The sequence below is a fragment of the Streptomyces sp. NPDC018693 genome, assembly GCF_044391385.1.
In the GTDB taxonomy this organism is placed as follows: Bacteria; Actinomycetota; Actinomycetes; order Streptomycetales; family Streptomycetaceae; genus Streptomyces.
In genome coordinates, this window is sequence record NZ_JBIRZZ010000031.1 from 1 (window position 1) to 20208 (window position 20208).

General features: G+C 73.1%; 16 protein-coding genes. 10 read left to right on the plus strand and 6 right to left on the minus strand.

What is annotated here, in order from left to right; translation table 11 throughout:
• Positions 1-99: 99 nt before the first annotated feature.
• Positions 100-858: a TIGR03089 family protein gene (locus ACH5AC_RS37700; protein ID WP_398866886.1), complete on the minus strand. Its 759-nt coding sequence runs from the start codon at positions 856-858 to the stop codon at positions 100-102.
• A gap of 139 nt (positions 859-997) precedes the next feature.
• On the opposite strand from ACH5AC_RS37700, the gene ACH5AC_RS37705 reads away from it, so the two are divergent.
• Together ACH5AC_RS37705 and ACH5AC_RS37710 are read left to right on the plus strand one after the other, a co-directional pair.
• A complete protein-coding gene (locus tag ACH5AC_RS37705; protein WP_398866887.1) occupies positions 998-2431 on the plus strand; it encodes a peptidoglycan recognition protein in 1434 nt (477 codons plus the stop codon).
• Positions 2432-2652: 221 nt separating this feature from the next.
• Positions 2653-3735: a sugar phosphate nucleotidyltransferase gene (locus ACH5AC_RS37710; protein WP_398866888.1), complete on the plus strand. Its 1083-nt coding sequence runs from the start codon at positions 2653-2655 to the stop codon at positions 3733-3735.
• 315 nt (positions 3736-4050) lie between these two features.
• On the opposite strand, the gene ACH5AC_RS37715 is transcribed toward ACH5AC_RS37710, so the two are convergent.
• The 4 genes from ACH5AC_RS37715 to ACH5AC_RS37730 all read right to left on the minus strand — a co-directional run bounded on the left by ACH5AC_RS37715 (position 4051) and on the right by ACH5AC_RS37730 (position 8027).
• Positions 4051-5061 carry a DNA-3-methyladenine glycosylase family protein gene (locus tag ACH5AC_RS37715; protein WP_398866890.1) on the minus strand — a complete coding sequence of 337 codons (1011 nt, stop codon included), beginning with the start codon at positions 5059-5061 and terminating at the stop codon, positions 4051-4053.
• Between the two features lie 122 nt (positions 5062-5183).
• Positions 5184-6494 (minus strand): coenzyme F420-0:L-glutamate ligase, encoded by a 1311-nt coding sequence (locus ACH5AC_RS37720; RefSeq protein WP_398866891.1) that lies wholly within the window; start codon positions 6492-6494, stop codon positions 5184-5186.
• Entirely contained in the window at positions 6491-7474 is a 984-nt protein-coding gene (gene cofD / locus ACH5AC_RS37725) for a 2-phospho-L-lactate transferase (protein ID WP_398866892.1), read from the minus strand. Before cofD ends, ACH5AC_RS37720 begins: the two co-directional genes overlap by 4 nt.
• A 34-nt stretch (positions 7475-7508) precedes the next feature.
• Positions 7509-8027, minus strand: coding sequence for a cysteine dioxygenase (locus ACH5AC_RS37730; protein ID WP_398866893.1), 519 nt, complete (start codon positions 8025-8027; stop codon positions 7509-7511).
• Between the two features lie 720 nt (positions 8028-8747).
• On the opposite strand from ACH5AC_RS37730, the gene ACH5AC_RS37735 reads away from it, so the two are divergent.
• From ACH5AC_RS37735 to ACH5AC_RS37745, 3 genes are all read left to right on the plus strand, one after another.
• A complete protein-coding gene (locus ACH5AC_RS37735; RefSeq protein WP_003975777.1) occupies positions 8748-9011 on the plus strand; it encodes a WhiB family transcriptional regulator in 264 nt (87 codons plus the stop codon).
• A 174-nt stretch (positions 9012-9185) separates the two neighbouring features.
• On the plus strand, positions 9186-12899 hold the full coding sequence (locus ACH5AC_RS37740; RefSeq protein ID WP_398866895.1) for a glycosyltransferase: 3714 nt from the start codon (positions 9186-9188) through the stop codon (positions 12897-12899).
• A complete protein-coding gene (locus ACH5AC_RS37745; RefSeq protein WP_398866896.1) occupies positions 12896-14377 on the plus strand; it encodes a DUF5719 family protein in 1482 nt (493 codons plus the stop codon). Before ACH5AC_RS37740 ends, ACH5AC_RS37745 begins: the two co-directional genes overlap by 4 nt.
• A 32-nt stretch (positions 14378-14409) precedes the next feature.
• On the opposite strand, the gene ACH5AC_RS37750 is transcribed toward ACH5AC_RS37745, so the two are convergent.
• On the minus strand, positions 14410-14856 hold the full coding sequence (locus ACH5AC_RS37750; protein ID WP_398866907.1) for a metallopeptidase family protein: 447 nt from the start codon (positions 14854-14856) through the stop codon (positions 14410-14412).
• Between the two features lie 262 nt (positions 14857-15118).
• Here ACH5AC_RS37750 and ACH5AC_RS37755 point away from each other — a divergent pair, with 262 nt between their 5' ends.
• The 5 genes from ACH5AC_RS37755 (at position 15119) to manA (ending at position 20206) form a co-directional block, all read left to right on the plus strand.
• On the plus strand, positions 15119-15544 hold the full coding sequence (locus ACH5AC_RS37755) for a DUF3499 domain-containing protein (RefSeq protein WP_398866897.1): 426 nt from the start codon (positions 15119-15121) through the stop codon (positions 15542-15544).
• A gap of 201 nt (positions 15545-15745) precedes the next feature.
• Positions 15746-17110 carry a phosphomannomutase/phosphoglucomutase gene (locus ACH5AC_RS37760; RefSeq protein WP_398866898.1) on the plus strand — a complete coding sequence of 455 codons (1365 nt, stop codon included), beginning with the start codon at positions 15746-15748 and terminating at the stop codon, positions 17108-17110.
• 184 nt (positions 17111-17294) lie between these two features.
• Positions 17295-17465, plus strand: coding sequence for a Trm112 family protein (locus ACH5AC_RS37765; protein ID WP_020940431.1), 171 nt, complete (start codon positions 17295-17297; stop codon positions 17463-17465).
• A gap of 400 nt (positions 17466-17865) precedes the next feature.
• Positions 17866-18996 (plus strand): SIS domain-containing protein, encoded by a 1131-nt coding sequence (locus ACH5AC_RS37770; protein WP_398866899.1) that lies wholly within the window; start codon positions 17866-17868, stop codon positions 18994-18996.
• Positions 18997-19054: 58 nt separating this feature from the next.
• Positions 19055-20206: a mannose-6-phosphate isomerase, class I gene (gene manA / locus ACH5AC_RS37775; RefSeq protein WP_398866900.1), complete on the plus strand. Its 1152-nt coding sequence runs from the start codon at positions 19055-19057 to the stop codon at positions 20204-20206.
• Positions 20207-20208 lie beyond the last annotated feature (2 nt).

Here is a 20208-nt window from a genome sequence, read left to right on the forward strand (position 1 = left end):
ATGCTCCGCGACGGAACCTTCTACGAGGCACGCGGCCCCGAACCAGCCACCGCATGACCAGCCCCGGCTTGACGAAGGACATAGAGGCACCCCCCACGGTCACCGAGCCGTCGCAGTGACCCGCTCACTCTCGATCCGCTTGGCCAACGTCTCCTCCCCGGCCCGCTCCAGATTCCGGCACAACACCACGGACCCCCCACTCGCGAGCGGCGCATACAGCCCCGCGCTCAACCCCTCCCACGTGTCGTACTCCAACCCCGACAGCAACCGCGACCCCGGCCCGATCAACCCCAGCCCCGCCGCATCCCCCCGCGCCCGGTCCACGATCTCCGCCCCCGTGAGCTCCGCCCCCGCGACGATCACCGCCGCCTCCTCCGGATCCACCGGCGCGTACGGCACGAACCGGTCCCCGAAACTCGGCACATCCACCGCGTAGTCCGCGTACCCCTCCGGCGGCCCCGGCACGAACCGCCTCCCCAGCGGCGCCAGCGACAACGCGTACCGCTCCCCACGACACGCCAGCCCCTCCTCGAACCACCCCGGCCCGGCCACCACGAAGTCCGCCCGTCCCGCGTCCCCGGCCACATCCGCGACCACCCCCACCGACGAACAGGCGATCAGCCACACCGCCGTCTGCCAGTGCGCCGGCAACAGCAGTGCGACCCGGTCCCCGGGCTCGGCGGACATCCCGTCCTGAAGGAGATTCGCCGTCTTCGCCACCCAATTGGCGAAGGTGGCCACGGACAATTCGACTCGTTCACCCGTGGCGTCGTCGTAGAAGGTCACCAGCGGGCGCGCGGGATCCGCGGCGAGCGCGGAACGCAGCAGGTCGGCAGGGGTGCGATCGGTGGCATTCACCCGCGCAAGCGTACGCGCAGCCACCCCGCCCCACCCACCACCGACCGCCTTCCGTCACCACCGGTTCGGCGCAACCCATCGGACGGCCCGTCAACTCGCCAATGGACAGATTTATATGACTATGTCCAGGATTGAGAGCATGCGTGGATTGCTTGCTTCCTCGATCGGTGTCACCTGCGCGGCCGCCCTGGCCCTGCCCCTGGCGCCGCCCGCCGTCGCGGTGCCTGTCCCCCCGGCACCGACGGCGGAGGCGGCGACCGCCAAGGCCCGCCCGACAGACCCGGACACCCCCGACCTGCCCGGCAGTACCCAGTCCCTGCCACTCGCCCCGCTCACCCGCGACCGCGCCCCGACCGGCACGGGAACGAGCACCGGCACGGGAACCGGCTCCGGCGCCACCGACCGGGGCCTGCCCCGCCGCACCGTGGGCAACTTCTCGCTCCTCGGCGTCGTATGGGACGACCCGGACGTCGAACTGCACGGCCGAGTCCAGGTCCGCACCCGCCCCGCCGGCACGGACGCCTGGTCCGACTGGCAGGACCTGCAGACCCACAACGCCGATCACGCCCCCGACCCGGACTCACCCGAGCACAACTCCGCCCGCGCGCGCGGCGCCACCGCCCCCCTGTGGGTGGGCGACTCGGACGGCGTGGAGGTCCGCGTCCACCCCGAGACGCCCGAGACCCCGGACGCGGGCGATGCCCCGCACCTCCCGACGGGCCTGCGCCTGGAACTCGTAGACCCCGGCACGACCACCTCCCCCGCACCCCCCACCCCCACCGGCACCCGAGCCCTGCACCTGAACGCGGAGGCGGCGGACACCGCGGCCACCTCCGCCTCCGCGGCCAACGCCGACCTCGCCCCCCTCGACGCCACCGAGATCCCCGCCCTCGACCGCGCCCGGACGGAGAGCCAGCTGCTCTCCCTGCGCGGCACCGAACTGACCGAGAACCAGCGGGCCAGGCCCTACATCGGCCCGCGCCCGCGCATCGTCACCCGCCGCGGCTGGGGTGCCGACGAGTCGCTGCGGAAGAAGAAGTTCACCTACACGAAGAAGGTCAAGGCGGCCTTCGTGCACCACACGGCGAACGGCAACACGTACAAGTGCTCCCAGGCCCCCTCACTCATCCGCAGTATGTACCGCTACCACGTCAAGAGCATGGGCTGGCGGGACATCGGCTACAACTTCCTCGTCGACAAGTGCGGAAACATCTACGAGGGCCGCGCCGGGGGAGTGACGAAGCCGGTCCTGGGCGCCCACACCCGCGGTTTCAACACCAACAGCATGGGCATCGCGGTCATCGGCACGTTCGGCACCACCAAGCCGTCCGCCGCGGCGGTCAGGGCCGTCGCCGGCCTGACGGCATGGAAGCTGGGTCTGCACGGGGGCAATCCGCAAGGAAAGACATACCTGACGTCCGGTGGTGGCAATCTCTACGGAAAGGGAAAGAACGTACGACTGCACGTGATCTCAGGTCACCGGGACGGTTTCGCCACGGAATGCCCAGGGCGGCAGCTCTACGGCAAACTCGGCTCGGCCCGTTCGACGGCGGCGCGCCTCCAGGGGCGCTGACTCCGGGGACACGGGCAGTGGGGGGCACATTCAATCGCCGTCGGGGGGACAGCCGTAGGACTGGGGACAGTCGCAGGACTGGCGACAGCCAGGGGACTGGGGACAGTTGTAGGGCTGGGACGGAACACCGCACGGCCATCGAAGGCGCCACACACCGGTCTGCATACACTGACCGGCCGAAAGACAGTTCGGCCGGTCCCGGCAGGAAGCAGAGACGACAGGTGACAGAAGCGATCCTCCTGGTCGGCGGCAAGGGCACCAGGCTGCGCCCGCTCACGGTGCACACTCCCAAGCCGATGGTCAGGGCGGCGGGGGTGCCGTTCCTCACGCACCAGCTGGCGCGGGCGAGAGCGGCGGGCGTCGACCACATCGTGCTCGCGACCTCGTATCTGGCGGAAGTCTTCGAACCGTACTTCGGCGACGGCTCGTCGCTCGGCCTGCACATCGAGTACGTCACGGAGGAGGAGCCCCTCGGCACCGGCGGCGCCATCCGCAACGTGGCCTCCCGCCTGCACTCGGGCCCCGACGACCCGGTCCTGGTCTTCAACGGCGACATCCTCACCGGCCTGGACATCCGCGGGCTCGTCGCGACCCACGAGGCCACGTCCGCGGACGTCTCCCTCCACCTCACGCAGGTCACCGACCCGCGCGCCTACGGCCTGGTCCCCACCGACGAGACGGGCAAGGTCCTGGCCTTCCTCGAAAAGCCCACCACGCCCGAGGAGATCGTCACCGACCAGATCAACGCGGGCGCCTACGTCTTCCGCCGCTCGGTCATCGACACCATCCCGACCGGCCGCCCGGTCTCCGTCGAACGCGAGACCTTCCCCGATCTGCTGTCGGCCGGAGCTCACCTCCAGGGCATGGTGGACTCGACGTACTGGCTGGACCTGGGCACCCCGGCCGCCTTCGTCCGCGGCTCGGCGGACCTCGTCCTCGGCCGCGCCCCGTCGCCCGCGGTCCCCGGCCGCTGCGGCGACCGCCTCATCCTGCCGACGGCCAGGGTCGCCCCCGACGCGAAACTGACGGGCGGTACGGTCGTGGGCGAGGGCGCCTTCATCGCCGGGGGCGTCCGGGTCTTCGGCTCCACCATCCTGCCCGGCGCGGTCATCGAACCCGGCGCCGTCATCACCGACTCCCTCATCGGCACCCGCGCCCGCGTCGGCGAACGCTCCGTCCTCACCGGCACCGTCATCGGCGACGGCGCGATCGTCGGCCCCGACAACGAACTCCGCGACGGCGCCCGAGTCTGGTGCGACGCCCAAATCCCCGCAGGCGCCCTCCGCTTCTCCCCGGACCAGTAACCCCCACGGGCAGGGGGCTCCCACCCCCTGCCCCTCCGCAACCCCGGCCCGCTCGGGCACCCAACGCGCCCAACCCAGCCGCAGGGGCGGACACCGCCCCCAACCAGGCCCTCCAGCCTGTCCGGCGTTTGAGGACGAGGCCCGTTCAGGGCCGACGGGGTCCAAGGGGCGCAGCCCCCTGGCGGGGTCGAAGGGGCGGAGCCCCCTGGCGGGGTCGAAGGGGCGGAGCCCCTGGGGATGGGAACGGGTAAGGGCGGCGGGGGCGAAACCCTGAGGCAGCGCCCACGACGCCCGCACGCCCACCCGGCACCCCCCTCACAACTTCCCGATGTCCCCCCGCCGCATCCGCGGGGCCCGCCGCCCCGGCACCCGCCCACTCAACAGAATCAACCGAGCCGCCCGATGCCGCTGCCCCGCATACGGCCGCAGCAACTCCAACATCACCGCGTCATCCGCATCCCGGTCCCCCGCCAACGCAAACCCCACAATCCCCGGCAGATGCAGATCCCCCACCGTCACCGCATCCGCCGCCCCATGACTCCGCTGCACCACCTCCGCCGACGTCCAGGGCCCCACCCCCGGCACCACCTCCAACCGCGCCTGCGCCTCAGCCACCCCCATCCCCACAGCCTCCTCCAACCGCCCGGCAACCCGCACGGCCCGCAGAACCGTCGACGCCCGCTTGTTGTCGACACCGGCCCGATGCCACTCCCAGGAGGGAATCAGCGCCCACGTCCGAGCTCCCGGCATCACCCACATCCGCCGTTCGCCCACCCCCGCGGGACCAGGCGCCGGCTCCCCGAACTTCCGCACCAGCAACCGCCATGCCCGATAAGCCTCATCGGTCGTGACCTTCTGCTCCAGAATCGACGGAATCAACGACTCCAACACCAGCCCGGTCCGCGTCAGCCGCAACCCCGGCCGCCGATGCCGAGCCATCGCCACCACCCGATGCCGGGGCACGAAGACCGACGGATCATCGGCCGCCCCCACCAACTCCGGCAACCGCTCCAGCAGCCACTCAGCCCCCGGCCCCCACGCCTCCCCGCGCACCTCACCGCCGTGGAGCGAGACCCGCAGCGTCCCGGGCCCGGCAGGCGTCAGACTGGCCCGCCACACCGACCCGTCCGGCAGCACGCGGAAGGTCGGATCACCGGGCCCCCGCCGCAGCGGCCCGAGCACCAGCCCCAGATCGAGCGGCCCGTCCGGCGCATACGTCCGTACCCGCCCCGCCGTGGGAGCGGCGCCCGCCCGCGGCGCGGGCACACCGACCTGCCCACCCCGCACAGTCGTGCGCGTGGGCCGAGGAGCGAAACGTCCTGCCACGAAGATCCCCGAAAAGCCGGTCAAGTCCTACGAGCGTACGGCCCCCGCACCCACCACGGCACCGCGCCCACCCACGGCACGCCACCACACCACCCACGGCACCGCACCGCACCCACCCACACTCACCGCACCTCGATGAACGCCCCCACCTCCCGCTCCCCCCGAGCCCTCGGCTCCTCCGCCGGATGCCCGACCGCGACCGCCCCCATGGGATCCCAGTCGCCCGGCAGGCCGAGCACCTCACGCACCACATCCCGGCAGAACATCGTCGAGGACACCCACGCCGACCCCAGCCGCTCCCCGGCGAGCGCGACGAGGAGGTTCTGCACCCCCGCCCCGGCCGCGACGACGAACATCTCCCGCTCGGCGGAGTCCCGCCGCGCGTCCCCGTACGTGTGCGCCCCGTCCATGACCAGACACGGCACCACCAGATACGGCGCGTTGCGCAGCACGTCCCCCCGCCGCACCCGCTTCGCGATCGACTCCTCGCTCTTCCCGTCCCCCCGCAGATCCGCGACCCACGCGTCCCGCATCGCGTCGAGCAGCCGCACCCGCGACTCCTCCGACTCGAGCAGCACGAACCGCCACGGCGTCGTGTGGTGCGGCGCCGGCGCCGTCACGGCCGCCGCGACGGCGCGCCGTACGGCACCGGGGTCGACCGGCTGGTCGGTGAAGGACCGCACGGTACGCCGCTGGGTGACCGCCAGCCGGACCGCCTCGGAGGTGCCCAGCCGGAACATGTCGTCCCGCCCCGCGCGCACCAGCGCCCGGGCACCTTCCCCCTCGCCCGCGGCCACCACGTGCGGCAGCCCGCGCACGACGGCCACCGGCCGCCCGGCGGCCTTGCCCTTGACCAGATCGCCGGCGGCGGCCAGTTCGTCGGCCGTCGCGACGACGGTCGCGCTGAGCGGATTGCCGTACGCGTCCGTGCCCCCGCGCAGATCGTCCAGGACCTGTACGCCGGCGGCGCCGATCGCCACGTCCGTGAGCCCCGCGCGCCAGGGTCGCCCGAAGGTGTCGGTGACGACGACGCCGACGTCGACGCCGAGGGTGGCCCGCAGCCCCTCCCGGATGGCCCGCGCGGACGCGTCGGGATCCTCGGGCAGCAGCAGCACCGTCCCCGCCGGAGTGTTGGAGGCGTCGACACCCGCGGCGGCCATCACCAGCCCCTGCCGGTTCTCCACGATCCGCAGCGTGCCGCGCCGGGCCACCACCCGCACGGTCTCCGCGTCGATCGCGGCCTCCCGGTCGTCGGCGCGTACGACCCGCCCCTCGGCCTTGGACACGATCTTCGAGGTGACCAGCAGCACGTCCCCGTCGGCCAGCCCCGGCTCGGCCGTGGCGATCAGCTTGGCGATGTCGTCCCCGGCCTGCACCTCGGGCAGCCCGGGCACGGCCCACACGCGGTAGCCGTCGGACGAGGTCCCGCTCACGCCCCCCGCACCTCCTCCGCCAGCTCCAGCGCCTCGCGGGCCATCCGCGCGGCCGCGTCGAGGTCCGTCATCATCAGCGGCACGGCACGGCAGCGGATCCCGGCGGCCTCCACCCGCTCCACCGAGGCCGCGTCGACCGTGTCGACGAGCCAGCCGTCCAGCAGCCCGGAGCCGTAGTGCTCGGCGACCGCCGCGGCGGTCGCCTCGACGCCGACCGCCGCCAGCACCTTGTCGGCCATGCCGCGCACGGGCGCGTCCCCGACGATGGGGGAGAGGCCGACCACCGGCACGCCCGCCTCGGCGATCGCCTCGCGGATGCCGGGCACGGCGAGGATGGTGCCGATGGAGACGACCGGGTTGGACGGCGGGAACAGGACGACGTCCGCCTCGGCGATCGCCTCCAGCACCCCTGGCGCCGGCTTCGCCTGCTCGGCCCCCACGGGAACCACGGCCTGCGCCGGCACGGAGGCGCGCAGCCGGACCCAGTACTCCTGGAAGTGGATCGCCTTGCGCTCGCCGGACCCCGCGGCGGAGTCGCTGTCGGGCAGTGTGACGGCCACATGCGTCTCGACCCGGTCGTCCGTCATGGGGATCAGCCGCACCCCCGGCTTCCACCGGTCGCACAGCGCCTCCGTGACCGCGCTGAGCGGATACCCGGCGCCCATCATCTGCGTCCGCACGATGTGCGTGGCGAAGTCCCGGTCGCCGAGCCCGAACCACTCCGGTCCGACCCCGTACGCGGCGAGCTCCTCCTTGAGGTGGAAGGTCTCGTCGGCCCGGCCCCAGCCCTGTTCCTCGTTGATGCCACCGCCCAGCGTGTACATCACCGTGTCGAGGTCCGGGCAGACCTTCAGCCCGAAGAGGTGTATGTCGTCGCCGGTGTTGCCGATGACTGTGATGTCCGCGTCCGGCACGGCCTTCTTCAGACCGCGCAGGAAACGGGCACCGCCGATGCCGCCTGCCAGAACCACGATGCGCATGGGAGCCAGTCTGGCAGGCGGGTACGACAACGCGTCAGGCGGTCACGGAACGCATCGGCGCACTCGGCAGCGTGCGCCCCTCGCAGTGCGGGGCCGTGTGCATCGGCATCTCGGTCAGGCCGGGGTAGTAGACGTGCAGGCTGACGGCCGGCTCCAGGGAGTCGTTGACGACCTCGTGCGCATAACCGGGCGCGAACACCCGCTGCGCGCCGGCCGCCAACGCGCGCGTGGCGCGCTCCGTGCGCTCGGTCAGCGTGCCGTCCAGGACGGTGAGCACCCCGGAGGAGCGGCCGTGGTCGTGCAGCCCGCTGCCCTGTCCGGGCACCCAGGACAGCAGCCACACCTCGTAGCCGGGCCCGGTGCGCAGCCGGTGGTACCAGCGGGTGGTGGCGTCGTACCGGACGAGGTGCTCCCACTGGGAGCGGTCGGCCGCGACGGAGCGGGCCAGGCCGGCGAACTCGGCGACGGTGGCCGGGTGTTCGCGCGGGGGCTGGAGCAGGTGCGGTACTTCGAGGATGTCGCCGGCGATCTGGAGGTCGCTGTCGCTGTTCATGGGGTGCGTGGTTCCTCGGCGGAAGAGGTCTGTGTAAGGGGGACGTCCGCCCGGGTCGCGGGGGACGGAGGTGCCCTGGTGGAGGCGGGGGAACGGGCAGCCGAGTCGCGGTGGACCCGGTGGGGGCAGCCGGAGCGCGTTGAGCTCAACAGCTGGAACAGCGGCAACAGCTACAGCGAGCGCGGGCAGCACCGTGGGACCCGGCGGTGCGGGTCGAGGTGAGTGCCAAGTTCGCGAGCATGCCCACAAGGACAGCGGTTCACACCCGGAGTGTCAACTCGACGCCCGGTATGTGGGACATGTTTCACCTCATCCGGTTCATCTCGGTGGTGAAAGGTTTGTTCATGGACCCATCGGGACACATGGCGCACAAGCCGGGCACGCAAGCCCCGTTGCGATCCCGTGATCCGACCGTGATCCGGATCGCTTCGCCGCGCGTGTCGGAACGGGATCGATCCTGCGGGCGTCTTCCTCCACGCGGACCCGAACGGGCGCTGTGTGGAGTCGGAGGCCCTCCAGGGGCCCCGCCTGCATGTCAAGGTTTATGGCGATTTGAACACTTACCGCATGGCCTTGGTTCCGCAGAGTGAATAAGGGGCCCAATAGCAGATCTCGGCTTGACTCGCCCGGAGCAGCACACTTGTAATTTCACTCGTGTCGTTCAGCCGAAAACGGTAACGGCCACGTCACGGGGACGCGAAAGACAGACGAGGGGCGCACATGACCGAGCTGGTGCAGCAACTGCTGGTCGACGACGCGGACGAGGAGCTCGGCTGGCAGGAGCGCGCGCTGTGCGCCCAGACCGACCCCGAGTCCTTCTTCCCCGAGAAGGGCGGTTCGACCCGCGAGGCCAAGAAGGTCTGTCTCGCCTGCGAGGTCCGCTCCGAATGCCTCGAATACGCCCTCGCCAACGACGAACGCTTCGGCATCTGGGGCGGTTTGTCCGAACGGGAACGGCGCCGCCTGAAGAAGGCAGCGGTCTGAACGCACGCACGAAGACCACGGACCTCCACGGCCCGTCGCAGCTGGGTTATCCACAGGCGGCGGGCCGCTGTCATGCCCAGCCGATAGTGTGGTCGCTCGTCCGAGACGCCCCGCCACCCTCACATGGCACAGGCGTCGCCCACCGCAGTCCACCGAACCGGGGCCCGTACCTCGATGTCCGTGCACAGCCACACGGCAGCCCACCAGGGCGCTGCCACGGCGGGATTCGACCCGACCCGCCCGGCGGGATTCGACCCGACCCGCCCGGCGGGATTCGACCCGACCCGCCCGCCCGAGTTCCCGCGTCACGTGGTGACCGCGGTCCTCGTCTCCCACGACGGTGCCCGCTGGCTGCCCGACGCGCTCGCCGGGCTGCTCGGCCAGGAGCGCCCCGTCCAGTTCGCCATGGCCGCCGACACCGGCAGCGCGGACCACTCCGCCCAGCTGATCACCGAGGCCCTCGGCGACGACCGCGTGCTCCACCTCGCCCGCCGCACCGGCTTCGGCCAGGCCGTCGAGGAGGCCGCCCGCACCGCCCCGGTCCTCACCCCGGACGACCTGCCGTACCTCAAGCGCCCCAGCGGCTGGGACCCCGTCACGCGCACCTGGCGCGACGACGCCTACGACCTGCCCGAACTGCCGCACGGCGAACCCGTCCAGTGGCTGTGGCTGCTGCACGACGACTGCGCCCCCGAACCCGACGCGCTCGCCGAACTGCTCCGGGTCGTGGACAACGAACTCGAACTGGGCCGCGACGACGTCGCGATCGTCGGCCCCAAACTGCGCGGCTGGTACGACCGCCGCCAGCTGCTGGAGGTCGGCGTCACCATCGCCTCCTCCGGCCGCCGCTGGACCGGCCTGGACCGCCGCGAACAGGACCAGGGCCAGCACGACCACGTGCGCTCGGTGCTCTCGGTGTCCACCGCCGGCATGCTGATCCGCCGCGACGTCTTCGAGGAACTCGGCGGCTTCGACCGGCGCCTGCCCCTCATGCGCGACGACGTCGACCTGTGCTGGCGCGCGCACTCCGCCGGCCACCGCGTCCTTGTCGCCCCCGAAGCCGTCGTCCGACACGCGGAGGCCGCCTCCCGCGAGCGCCGCACCGTCGACTGCGCCGGCCGCACCACCGCCTCCCCGCACAAGGTCGACAAGGCGGGTGCCGTCTACACCCTGCTCGTCAACACCCGCACCGCCGCCCTGCCCTGGGTGCTGCTGCGCGTGATCCTCGGCACCCTCCTGCGCACCCTCGCGTACCTCGTCGGCAAGGTCCCCGGACAGGCCGTCGACGAGATCCGCGGCCTGCTCGGCACCCTGCTGCGGCCCGAGCGGATCATCGCCGGCCGCAGAACACGCGGCCGCCCCCTCGTCGACAAGGGTGAGCTGCGGCCCCTGTTCCCACCGCCCGGCGCGACCGTGCGAGCCACCGTCGAACAGGCCGCCGGCAATCTCTTCGGCGGCTCCGACCAGGAGGCGTCCTCGGCCGGCCGGCACGGCGGCGGACTGGAGTCCGGGCCCGGCGGCGACGACGCCGACTTCATGGAGGTCGAGCAGTTCGCCCGCCTCAAGCGCATCGCCCGCAAACCCGGCCCGGTGCTCTTCCTGGTGCTGCTCCTGGTCTCCCTGGTCGCCTGCCGCAACCTGCTCGGCGGCGGCGCCCTCGCCGGCGGCGCCCTGCTGCCCGCCCCCGCCGACGCCTCCGACCTGTGGTCCCGCTACCTCGACGCCTGGCACCCGGTGGGCGCCGGCGGCACCCAGTCCGCCCCGCCCTACCTCGCGATCATCGCCACCTTCGCCGGCCTGCTGCTCGGCTCGACCGGCCTCGCCCTGACCGTCCTGCTGGTCTGCTCGGTGCCACTGGCCGGCTTCACCGCGTACTTCGCCTCCCGCCCGCTCGTCGAGTCACGCCTGCTGCGCGCGTGGGCGGCCGTCGTCTACGCCTTCCTGCCCGCCGCGACCGGCGCCCTCGCCGGCGGCCGCGTCGGCACCGCCGTCCTCGCCGTGCTGCTGCCGCTCATCGCGCGCGCGGGCCTCGCCGCCGCCGGCCTGACCGGCCGCACGGACACCCGCGGCAGCTGGCGCGCCACCTGGGCGTACGCACTGCTGCTGACCCTCACCACCGCCTTCACACCGATCGTGTGGCCGATCGCGGCGATCCTCGGCCTCGCCGTCCTCGCCGTGCGCCGCACCGACCTCACCGCCTACGGACTGCGCTTCCTCGCCCAGCTGGGCACCCCGCTGCTGATCCTCGCGCCCTGGTCGCTGACGCTGCTGCCGTTCGGCTTCTTCACCGAGGCCGGCCTGGAGTACGGCGCCTCGGCCGCCACCGCCCTCGACCTGCTCGGCGCCAGCCCCGGCGGGCCCGGCACGGTCGACGGGCTGATGCTCATCGGCATCGTCCTGGCCGCGCTGGCCGCCCTGCTGCGCACCGAGCGCCAGTTCGCCGTCTGGACGGCCTGGGCGGTCGCCCTGGTCGGCCTCGTCTTCGCCGTCCTGTCCAACGCCTCCACCTGGGCCGGCCCCGCCACCCTCGTCTACGGCATCGCCCTGCTGACCGCCGCCGTCCTCGGCGCCGACGGCGCACGCGCGCGTGTCGCCGAGCAGAGCTTCGGCTGGCGCCAGCCGGTCGCCGCGCTGATCGCCTTCGCCTCGGCAGCGGGCCCGCTGCTCGTCGCCGCCGGCTGGATGATCGGCGGCGCCGACGGCCCCCTGGAGCGCCGCGACCCCGTCCAGGTGCCCGCCTTCGTCGCCGAGGAGGCCGGCAACCGCGACCAGGCCCGCACCCTCGTCCTCGACAGCGACTCCACCGCCCACGTCGACTACATGCTGGTGCGCGGCTCCGGCGTCCGCCTCGGCGACGCCGAACTCGCCGCCACCGACGGCACGAACGAGCGGCTCGACAAGGTCGTCGCCAACCTCGTCGCCGGCTCCGGCGCCGACCAGGCCGACCAGCTCGGCAAGTTCGCCGTGGCCTACGTCCTCGTCCACAAGGGCGCACCCCGCGAGATCAGCCGCGTCCTGGACGCCACACCCGGACTGAAGCGGCTCAGCCAGCAGGACGGCGGTGCCCTGTGGTCGGTGAACGGCGAGGTCTCCCGCGCCGCCATCGTCCCCGGCTCCGGCTCCGGCACCCCCACCCCCGTCGCCGCCGGCCCCGTCGAGATCCACACCACGATCCCCGAGGGCGCCGAAGGCCGCATCCTGCGCCTCGCCGACACCGCCGCCGACGGCTGGACCGCCACCCTGGACGGCAAGCCGCTGAAGGCCACCACCGTCGACGGCTGGGCCCAGGGCTTCGAGCTCCCCGCCACCGGCGGCAAGCTGGACGTCCTCTACGACGACCCGTTCACCCACTCCGCCCGGCTGTGGGCGCAGGGCTTCCTCGCCGTCGTCCTCGTCGTCCTGGCCCTGCCCGGCCGCCGCCGCGACGTCGACGACGACCTCCCCGAGGAGGAGCCGATCCCCGTCCAGGCCGGCTCCGGCGAGGGCCGCCGCGCCCGCCGCCTGCGCGACCGCGCCGAGACCGAGGACCCCACCCAGGACGACGCCCCCGCGTCCCCTCCGCAGCAGGACACCCCGCCCGCCGTCCCGCAGCAGCAGCCCTACGGCGACTGGGACACCCCGGCCCCGGCGCCCGCCGACTACGGCTACGCCGGTGAGCAGTACCCCGCGGGCGGCTACGACCAGCAGACGTACGACCCCTACCAGAGCGGCCAGTACGACCCGTACGCCTACGACGGCCGGCAGCAGACGACCCCGTACCACGACCAGGGCACCTACCAGCAGCCCTACGACCCGGCGTACGGCCAGGGCTACGACCCCGCCTACGACCCGGCCCAGGACCAGCCCCACGGCACCGGCAGCGAGCGCCCCGACGGGAGCCAGCAGTGAACCGCACCTTCCTGTCCCTGATCGCCGGCACGGCCGCGCTCGCCGCCGTCACCGGGTTCGCCGTGCTCACCGAGCCCGGCCCGTCCGGCACGGACACCGCCAAGGCGGCAGCCGAACTGCCCGTGGAGCGCACCAGCCTGGTCTGCCCGGCGCCCAGCAGCTCCGACCTCGCGGACACGGTGTACACGTCCTTCACACCCGTCACCAAGGGCGCCGCCGGCGACGGCAAGGCCCAGCTGAGCCCCGCCACCGAGGACCCCGCGGGCGACGGCAGGAAGACGGCGGCCAAGCCCGTCCTCACCGCGAAGGCGCCCGGCACCCCGGCCACCGGCAGCACCTCCGGCGCCGACCGGCCCGCGCTCGTCGGCGTCGCCGAGGGCGGCTACGCCTCCGGCTGGACCGTCCAGCAGACCACCGAGGTCTCCGCAGGCAACGGCCGCGGCCTGCTCGGCGTCAACTGCACCGCCCCGGACACCGACTTCTGGTTCCCCGGCGCCAGCACGGCCGCCGACCGCACGGACTACGTCCACCTCACCAACCCCGACGACTCCGCCGCCGTCGTCGACATCGAGCTCTACGGCCAGGACGGCACCCTCGCCACCACGGCCGGCGAGAACATCACGGTCAAGCCGCACTCCAGTAAGCCCATCCTGCTGTCCACGCTCACCGACCAGAAGCTGGACGAGCTCACCGTGCACGTGAACGTGCGCAGCGGGCGGGCCGCCGCCGCCGTACAGGCCCTGGACCAGCGGCTGGGCGGCGACTGGCTGCCCGCGTCCGCCGAGCCCGCGGGCAGCCTGGTCATCCCCGGCATCCCCAAGGACGCCGTCTCCGTCCGCCTGGTCGCCTTCGCGCCGGGCAGCTCCGACGCCGACCTCAAGGTGCAGCTGGCCTCCGCCTCCGGTCTGATCACCCCGGCCGGGCACGAGACCCTGCACCTCAAGGCCGGCACGACGGCCACGGCCGACCTCGGCGACGTCACACGCGGCGAGGCGGGCTCCCTGGTGCTCACCCCGGCGGGCCGGTCCGTCCCGGTGGTCGCGGCCGTCCGCGTCGTGCGCGGCAAGGGCGACGCGCAGGAGACCGCGTTCATCCCCGCCACCAGCCCCGTCGCCACGCGCGCGTCGGCTGTCGCCAACACCGCCAAGGGCACCACCCTCTCCCTGACCGCTCCCACAGGCGAGGCTCAGGTCAAGATCACCGCCTCGGCGGGCACCGAAGGCGGCGAGCCGGTCTCGAAGACCTACACGATCAAGCCCGGCACCACCCAGGACATCACCCCACTCACCCCCACCGGCCTCAAGGGCACCTACGCCCTCACCCTTGAACCCCTCTCCGGCGCCCCCCTCTACGCCTCCCGCACCCTCACCACCTCCGACACCAAGACCTCCGCCTTCACCATCCAGACCCTCCCCGACGACCACGGCATGGTCTCGGTCCCCACCGCAACCCAGAACCTGCAGGTCCTACAGCACTAGCTATAGCTAGGGCGACAGCCACGGCGCCGCTGTCAGTCCTCCCCGTACCGGGGATCCACGGTCTCCGGCGTCAACCCGAGCAACTCGGCAACCTGCTCGACCACGACCTCGTGCACCAGCGCCGCCCGCTCATCCCGCCCCTTGGTACGAATCTCCACCGGCCGCCGGTACACGACCACCCGAGCCCGCCGCCCGTCCCGCGCGCCCATCACCCCACCCAGCGGCACCGCCTCGTCGTTCCACCGCCCCACCCCGTCCAACCGAGGCACCTCGAGCACCATGAAGTCGATCTCCGCAAGCTGCGGCCACCGCCGCCCCAGCCGCTCCACGGAGTCCTGCACCAGATCGGCGAACACCTCCGCCCGACTGGCGGCCAACGGCACCTGCGGCGGCGCGATCGGCCCCCGCATGCCCCGGCCGTGACGATCACGACGGCGGGGCCCGGGGCCTGCGACACGGGGCGGTACGGGGTTGTCCATCACTACTGAAGCGTAGTCCCCGCCACGCCCGCCCACCCTCCCCGCACGCCATGTCGGGGGACGGCCATTCCAGCCAAGGTTGGGCTCGATTCCGTATCTCTCCGAGAGCGGCGATCTCGTGGCAATTGAGGGCGTTTGTACCGCTCGGCGACCGCATCCGAGATACCGGGACCCGTATAAGACTGGTGTTCACGCAGGTCAGCGAGGTATGACAGGGGGTGTCCGTGAGGCGTTTCACAACACGACACGGTGGAGTGACCTGGTGGAGAGTCGTCGCGGCCCGCTCAAGAGTGCGGTACCGTCCAACGTCGTGAGCCCTGTACGTCGCTGTTCGCGAACCGCCTGCGGCCGACCCGCCGTCGCGACGCTGACGTACGTCTACGCCGACTCGACCGCGGTCCTCGGCCCGCTCGCCACCTACGCCGAACCCCACTGCTACGACCTGTGCGCCGAGCACTCCGAGCGCCTCACCGCCCCGCGCGGCTGGGAGGTCGTCCGCCTGCTCGACGGCTCCACCCCGGCCCGCCCCAGCGGCGACGACCTGGAAGCGCTTGCCAACGCCGTCCGTGAGGCGGCCCGCCCCCAGGAGCGGGCGGCCGGCGCCGGCGGAGGCGGCTCACGCGGGGCGGACCCGATGGAGGTCGCCCGCCGGGGTCACCTGCGGGTACTGCGCTCCCCGGACAACTGACCTCCGGAATCCCCTCGCCCGCCGCCCGGTTGACGGCCGCCCTCCCCAAGTCCCCGACACCTCCGCCTCCTTGGCCCGGCGTGGCCGTAAACCACCGTGAGCCGAAGTCAAGCCCGGAAGTCCACTCGGCGGACGCACAGCCGACGACCGGTCGGGGCGGGTAGTTTGGGGTGACCGATAGGACTTTCAGGAGGGTTGGCCGTGACTGCTGATCTGTCGCAGATCGTGAAGGCGTACGACGTACGCGGGGTGGTCCCGGACCAGTGGGACGAATCGCTGGCCGAACTGTTCGGCGCGGCCTTCGTGCAGGTGACCGGCGCGCAGGCCATCGTGATCGGACATGACATGCGCCCCTCGTCGCCCGGCCTGTCCGGCGCCTTCGCGCGCGGCGCGGCGGCCCTCGGCGTCGACGTCACCGAGATCGGCCTGTGCTCGACGGACCAGCTCTACTACGCCTCGGGCGCGCTGAACCTGCCGGGCGCCATGTTCACCGCCTCGCACAACCCGGCCAAGTACAACGGCATCAAGATGTGCCGCGCGGGCGCCGCCCCCATCGGCCAGGACAGCGGCCTCGCCGAGGTCCGTGAACTCGTCGAGCGGTGGCGCGAGTCGGGCGCCCCCGAGCCGGCGGCCGAGCCGGGAACCATCACCCGGCGCGACACGTTGGACGACTACGCGGCGCACCTGCGCTCCCTCGTCGACCTGACCTCCATCCGCCCCCTGAAGGTCGTCGTCGACGCGGGCAACGGCATGGGCGGCCACACCGTGCCCACGGTCTTCTCCGGCCTGCCGCTGACCCTGGTCCCGATGTACTTCGAACTCGACGGCACCTTCCCCAACCACGAGGCCAACCCCCTCGACCCCGCCAACATCGTGGACCTGCAGAAGCGCGTCCGGGAGGAGCGCGCCGACCTCGGCATCGCCTTCGACGGCGACGCCGACCGCTGCTTCGTGGTCGACGAGCACGGCGACCCGGTCTCGCCGTCCGCGGTCACCGCCCTGGTCGCCGCCCGCGAACTCGCCAGGCACGGCGGCAAGGGCACGATCATCCACAACCTGATCACCTCCTGGACCGTCCCGGAGGTGGTGAAGGAGAACGGCGGCACCCCCGTCCGCACCCGTGTCGGCCACTCCTTCATCAAGGCGGAGATGGCCACCACCGGCGCGATCTTCGGCGGCGAGCACTCCGCCCACTACTACTTCAAGGACTTCTGGAACGCGGACACCGGCATGCTGGCCGCCCTCCACGTCCTCGCCGCCCTCGGCGGCCAGGAGGGCCCCCTCTCCGGCCTGGTCGCCCAGTACGACCGCTACGCCGGCTCCGGCGAGATCAACTCCACCGTCGACGACCAGACGGGCCGCCTCGCCGCGATCAGGACGGCGTACGCAGACCGCGACGGCGTCACCCTCGACGAACTCGACGGCCTCACCGTCACGGCCGCCGACTGGTGGTTCAACGTCCGCCCCTCCAACACGGAGCCCCTGCTCCGCCTCAACGCCGAGGCACGCGACGAGGCGACGATGGCCAAGGTGCGCGACGAGGTGCTGGCGATCATCCGAGGCTGACCGGGACCCCGGAGGGGGCGCGGGCGCCACACGACGCGGGCGGCCGGCAGCGCGTACGACCACGTGCGCGCCCCGCCGCCCGCGGCCCCCGCCAACCCGCATCGGAGCCCGCTCCGGCGGTACGCTGACCAGGCGCATCCGCACACGGGCGCACACCGCGCCGCCCACTCCGAAGGGACACCCTATGCCGCTCGAAGCCGGCCTCCTGGAGATCCTCGCCTGCCCGGCCTGCCACGCCCCCCTCAAGGAGCAGGACGCCGAGCTGATCTGCACCGGCCAGGACTGCGGCCTGGCGTACCCGGTCCGGGACGGCATCCCCGTCCTCCTCGTCGACGAGGCCCGCCGCCCGGCGTGACCCGAAGGCGCCCGGTCCGAAACGCCGGCACGCGGCACCCCGCCCACCCGGCCGGCCCCACCGCGCCCCCGCCGACGAGCGACCAGGCACCCCGGTCCCGAACAACCCCGCCGCGTGATACGCCCCTCACCCGACAGCGGCTGGTTACCACGGCAGCCATAGCTCCGGCTGCCGCAGCTGCGGGCAGTCGTGCCGCTGGGGCGGCACGGGTGGGCGCAGCGGCACCCCGTCGCGCCGGGCTGCGCACCCACCCCACGCCCAGCCCCACCGCCCCGAGCCGCTGCCGTCCCCAACACCAGCGGCCCCGCAGGCCCCCACCGGCGGCCCGACCGCCCACCGCCTGGCGCCCCCTCAAGGCCCCACCTTCCCTTCGACCACCCGGCGATCGGAGACTGACGCCATGCTCGACGAATCGCTGCTCGACACGCCGGAGGCGCTCGCCGAGGCCGACCGTCGCGCCCTCCTGCGCGGTGCGGCCGAGGCCGGCGCCCGGGTCCGTACCGCCGCCCGGCACGCCGCCGAGGCCGGCATCCACGAGCTCAAGCCGGACGGCCGCCCCCGCGCCATCATGATCGCGGGCCCCGGCGCCGCCGCCACCTGCGTCGCCGACCTCCTGCGCACCCTCGCCGGCGCCGCCTGCCCGGTCACCCGCCTGGCCCCCACCGGCGTCGCCCCGGCCGCCGGCGCCCTGCGCTGGGAACTCCCCGGCTGGGCCGGCTCCGTCGACCTGCTCCTCATCACCACCCCCGACGGCAGCGAACCCGGCCTCTCCCTCCTCGCCGAGCAGGCGTACCGACGCGGCTGCACCGTCGTGGCCGTGGCGCCCGCCCGCTCCCCGCTCACCGAGTCGTCCGGCGTCGCACACGGCCTGTTCGTCCCGATGGCGACCGCGCCCTACGAGCCGGACGAAGTACCCCAGGCCGCCTCCGCCCCCGGCGTGCTCTGGGCGCTGCTCACGCCGCTGCTGGCCCTCCTTGACCGCATCGCCCTGATCCCCGCCCCGGCCGAGGCGCTGGAGAAGGTCGCCGACCGCCTCGACCACGTCGCCGAGCGCTGCGGCCCCGCCATCGCCACCTACAACAACCCCGCCAAGACCCTCGCCGCCGAACTCGCCGACGCCCTGCCCGTCGTATGGACCGAAGGCGTCTCCGCGGGCCCCGCCGGCCGCCGCTTCGCCGCCGCGCTCGCCGAACTCGCCGGCCGCCCCACGCTCGTCGCGGAACTCCCCGAGGCGCTCGCCGAACACAGCGCCCTCCTGGCCGGCCCGCTCGCCGCCAGCGCCGACCCGGAGGACTTCTTCCGCGACCGCGTCGAGGAACCACCCGCCCTGCACGCGCGCGTGGTGCTGCTGCGCGACCGCCCCATCGGCGGCCTCACCGCCGCCCCTGCCGCCCGCGACCTGGCCCTCAGCCACGACACGCCGATCAGCGAACTCGAACCCGAACCCGGCGACGAACTCGTGACCCTCGCCGAACTGATCGCCATCACGGATTTCGCCGCCGTTTACCTGGCGCTCGCCTCGGGAGCCTGATGTAAGCCCCCGGGCGTCGCACGCGCCGTACACAGAGAGAGCAGGCAGAAAGAACCGCATGGACCGCCTCGACAACACCATCCGCCCCTACGCCTGGGGTTCGCCCACCGCGATCCCCCAGTTGCTCGGCGTCGAACCGACCGGCGAACCGCAGGCGGAGATGTGGATGGGCGCCCACCCCGGCGCCCCCTCGCGCACCCCCCGCGGCACCCTCGACGAGGTCATCCAGGCTGCCCCCGAACAGGAACTCGGCCCCGAAGCCGTCACCAGGTTCGGCCCCCGCCTGCCCTTCCTCCTCAAACTCCTCGCCGCCGGCGCCCCGCTCTCTCTCCAGGTCCACCCGAACCTCACGCAGGCGAAGGAGGGGTACGACGACGAGGAGCGCCGCGGCATCCCCGTGGACGCCGGCCACCGCAACTACAAGGACGCCAACCACAAGCCGGAACTCATCTGCGCCCTCACCGAGTTCGACGGCCTGTGCGGCTTCCGTGACCCCGCGCGCGCGGCCGACCTGCTCGAAGCCCTCGGCGTCGACTCCCTCAAGCCGTACGTCGACGTGCTGCGCGCCCACCCCGAGGACGCGGCCCTGCGCGAGGTCCTCACCGCCGTACTGACCGCCGACCGCGCGGAGATGGCCCACACGGTCGCCGCCGCCGCGGCCGCCTGCCACCGCCTCGGCGGCGACCACGCCCCCTACGCCGGCATCGCCCACCACTACCCCGGCGACCCCGGCGTCATTGCCGCGATGCTCCTCAACCACGTCCGCCTGCAGCCCGGCGAGGCCCTCTTCCTCGGCGCCGGCATCCCGCACGCGTATCTGAACGGCCTCGGCGTCGAGATCATGGCCAACTCCGACAACGTGCTGCGCTGCGGCCTCACCCCCAAGCACGTCGACGTCCCCGAACTCCTGCGCATCGTCCGCTTCGAGCCCGGCGACCCCGGCGTACTGCGCCCCGAGGCCGCCCCGGACGGCGAGGAGGTCTACGAAACCCCCATCGACGAGTTCCGCCTCTCCCGGTACGTGCTCCCCGCGGGCACCGCCGCCCACGACCTCACCCGCCCCACCCCGCAGATCCTGCTCTGCACGGCGGGCACACTCCGCGTCGGCGAGCACGAACTCACCCCCGGCGCCTCGGTGTTCGTCCCCGCCGCCGAGCAGGTCCAGGCGTCCGGGACCGGCACCCTGTTCCGCGCCACTGTGATCGTATGACC

Excerpts from the sequence above, each read along its gene's own strand:
- ACH5AC_RS37705 (WP_398866887.1), top strand. The coding sequence starts at position 998 with ATGCGTGGATTGCTTGCTTCCTCGATCGGTGTCACCTGCGCGGCCGCC.
- cofD (WP_398866892.1), bottom strand. The coding sequence starts at position 7,474 with ATGCGCATCGTGGTTCTGGCAGGCGGCATCGGCGGTGCCCGTTTCCTG.
- ACH5AC_RS37750 (WP_398866907.1), bottom strand. The coding sequence starts at position 14,856 with ATGGACAACCCCGTACCGCCCCGTGTCGCAGGCCCCGGGCCCCGCCGT.
- ACH5AC_RS37740 (WP_398866895.1), top strand. The coding sequence starts at position 9,186 with ATGTCCGTGCACAGCCACACGGCAGCCCACCAGGGCGCTGCCACGGCG.
- ACH5AC_RS37765 (WP_020940431.1), top strand. The coding sequence starts at position 17,295 with ATGCCGCTCGAAGCCGGCCTCCTGGAGATCCTCGCCTGCCCGGCCTGC.
- manA (WP_398866900.1), top strand. The coding sequence starts at position 19,055 with ATGGACCGCCTCGACAACACCATCCGCCCCTACGCCTGGGGTTCGCCC.
- ACH5AC_RS37730 (WP_398866893.1), bottom strand. The coding sequence starts at position 8,027 with ATGAACAGCGACAGCGACCTCCAGATCGCCGGCGACATCCTCGAAGTA.
- ACH5AC_RS37735 (WP_003975777.1), top strand. The coding sequence starts at position 8,748 with ATGACCGAGCTGGTGCAGCAACTGCTGGTCGACGACGCGGACGAGGAG.
- ACH5AC_RS37770 (WP_398866899.1), top strand. The coding sequence starts at position 17,866 with ATGCTCGACGAATCGCTGCTCGACACGCCGGAGGCGCTCGCCGAGGCC.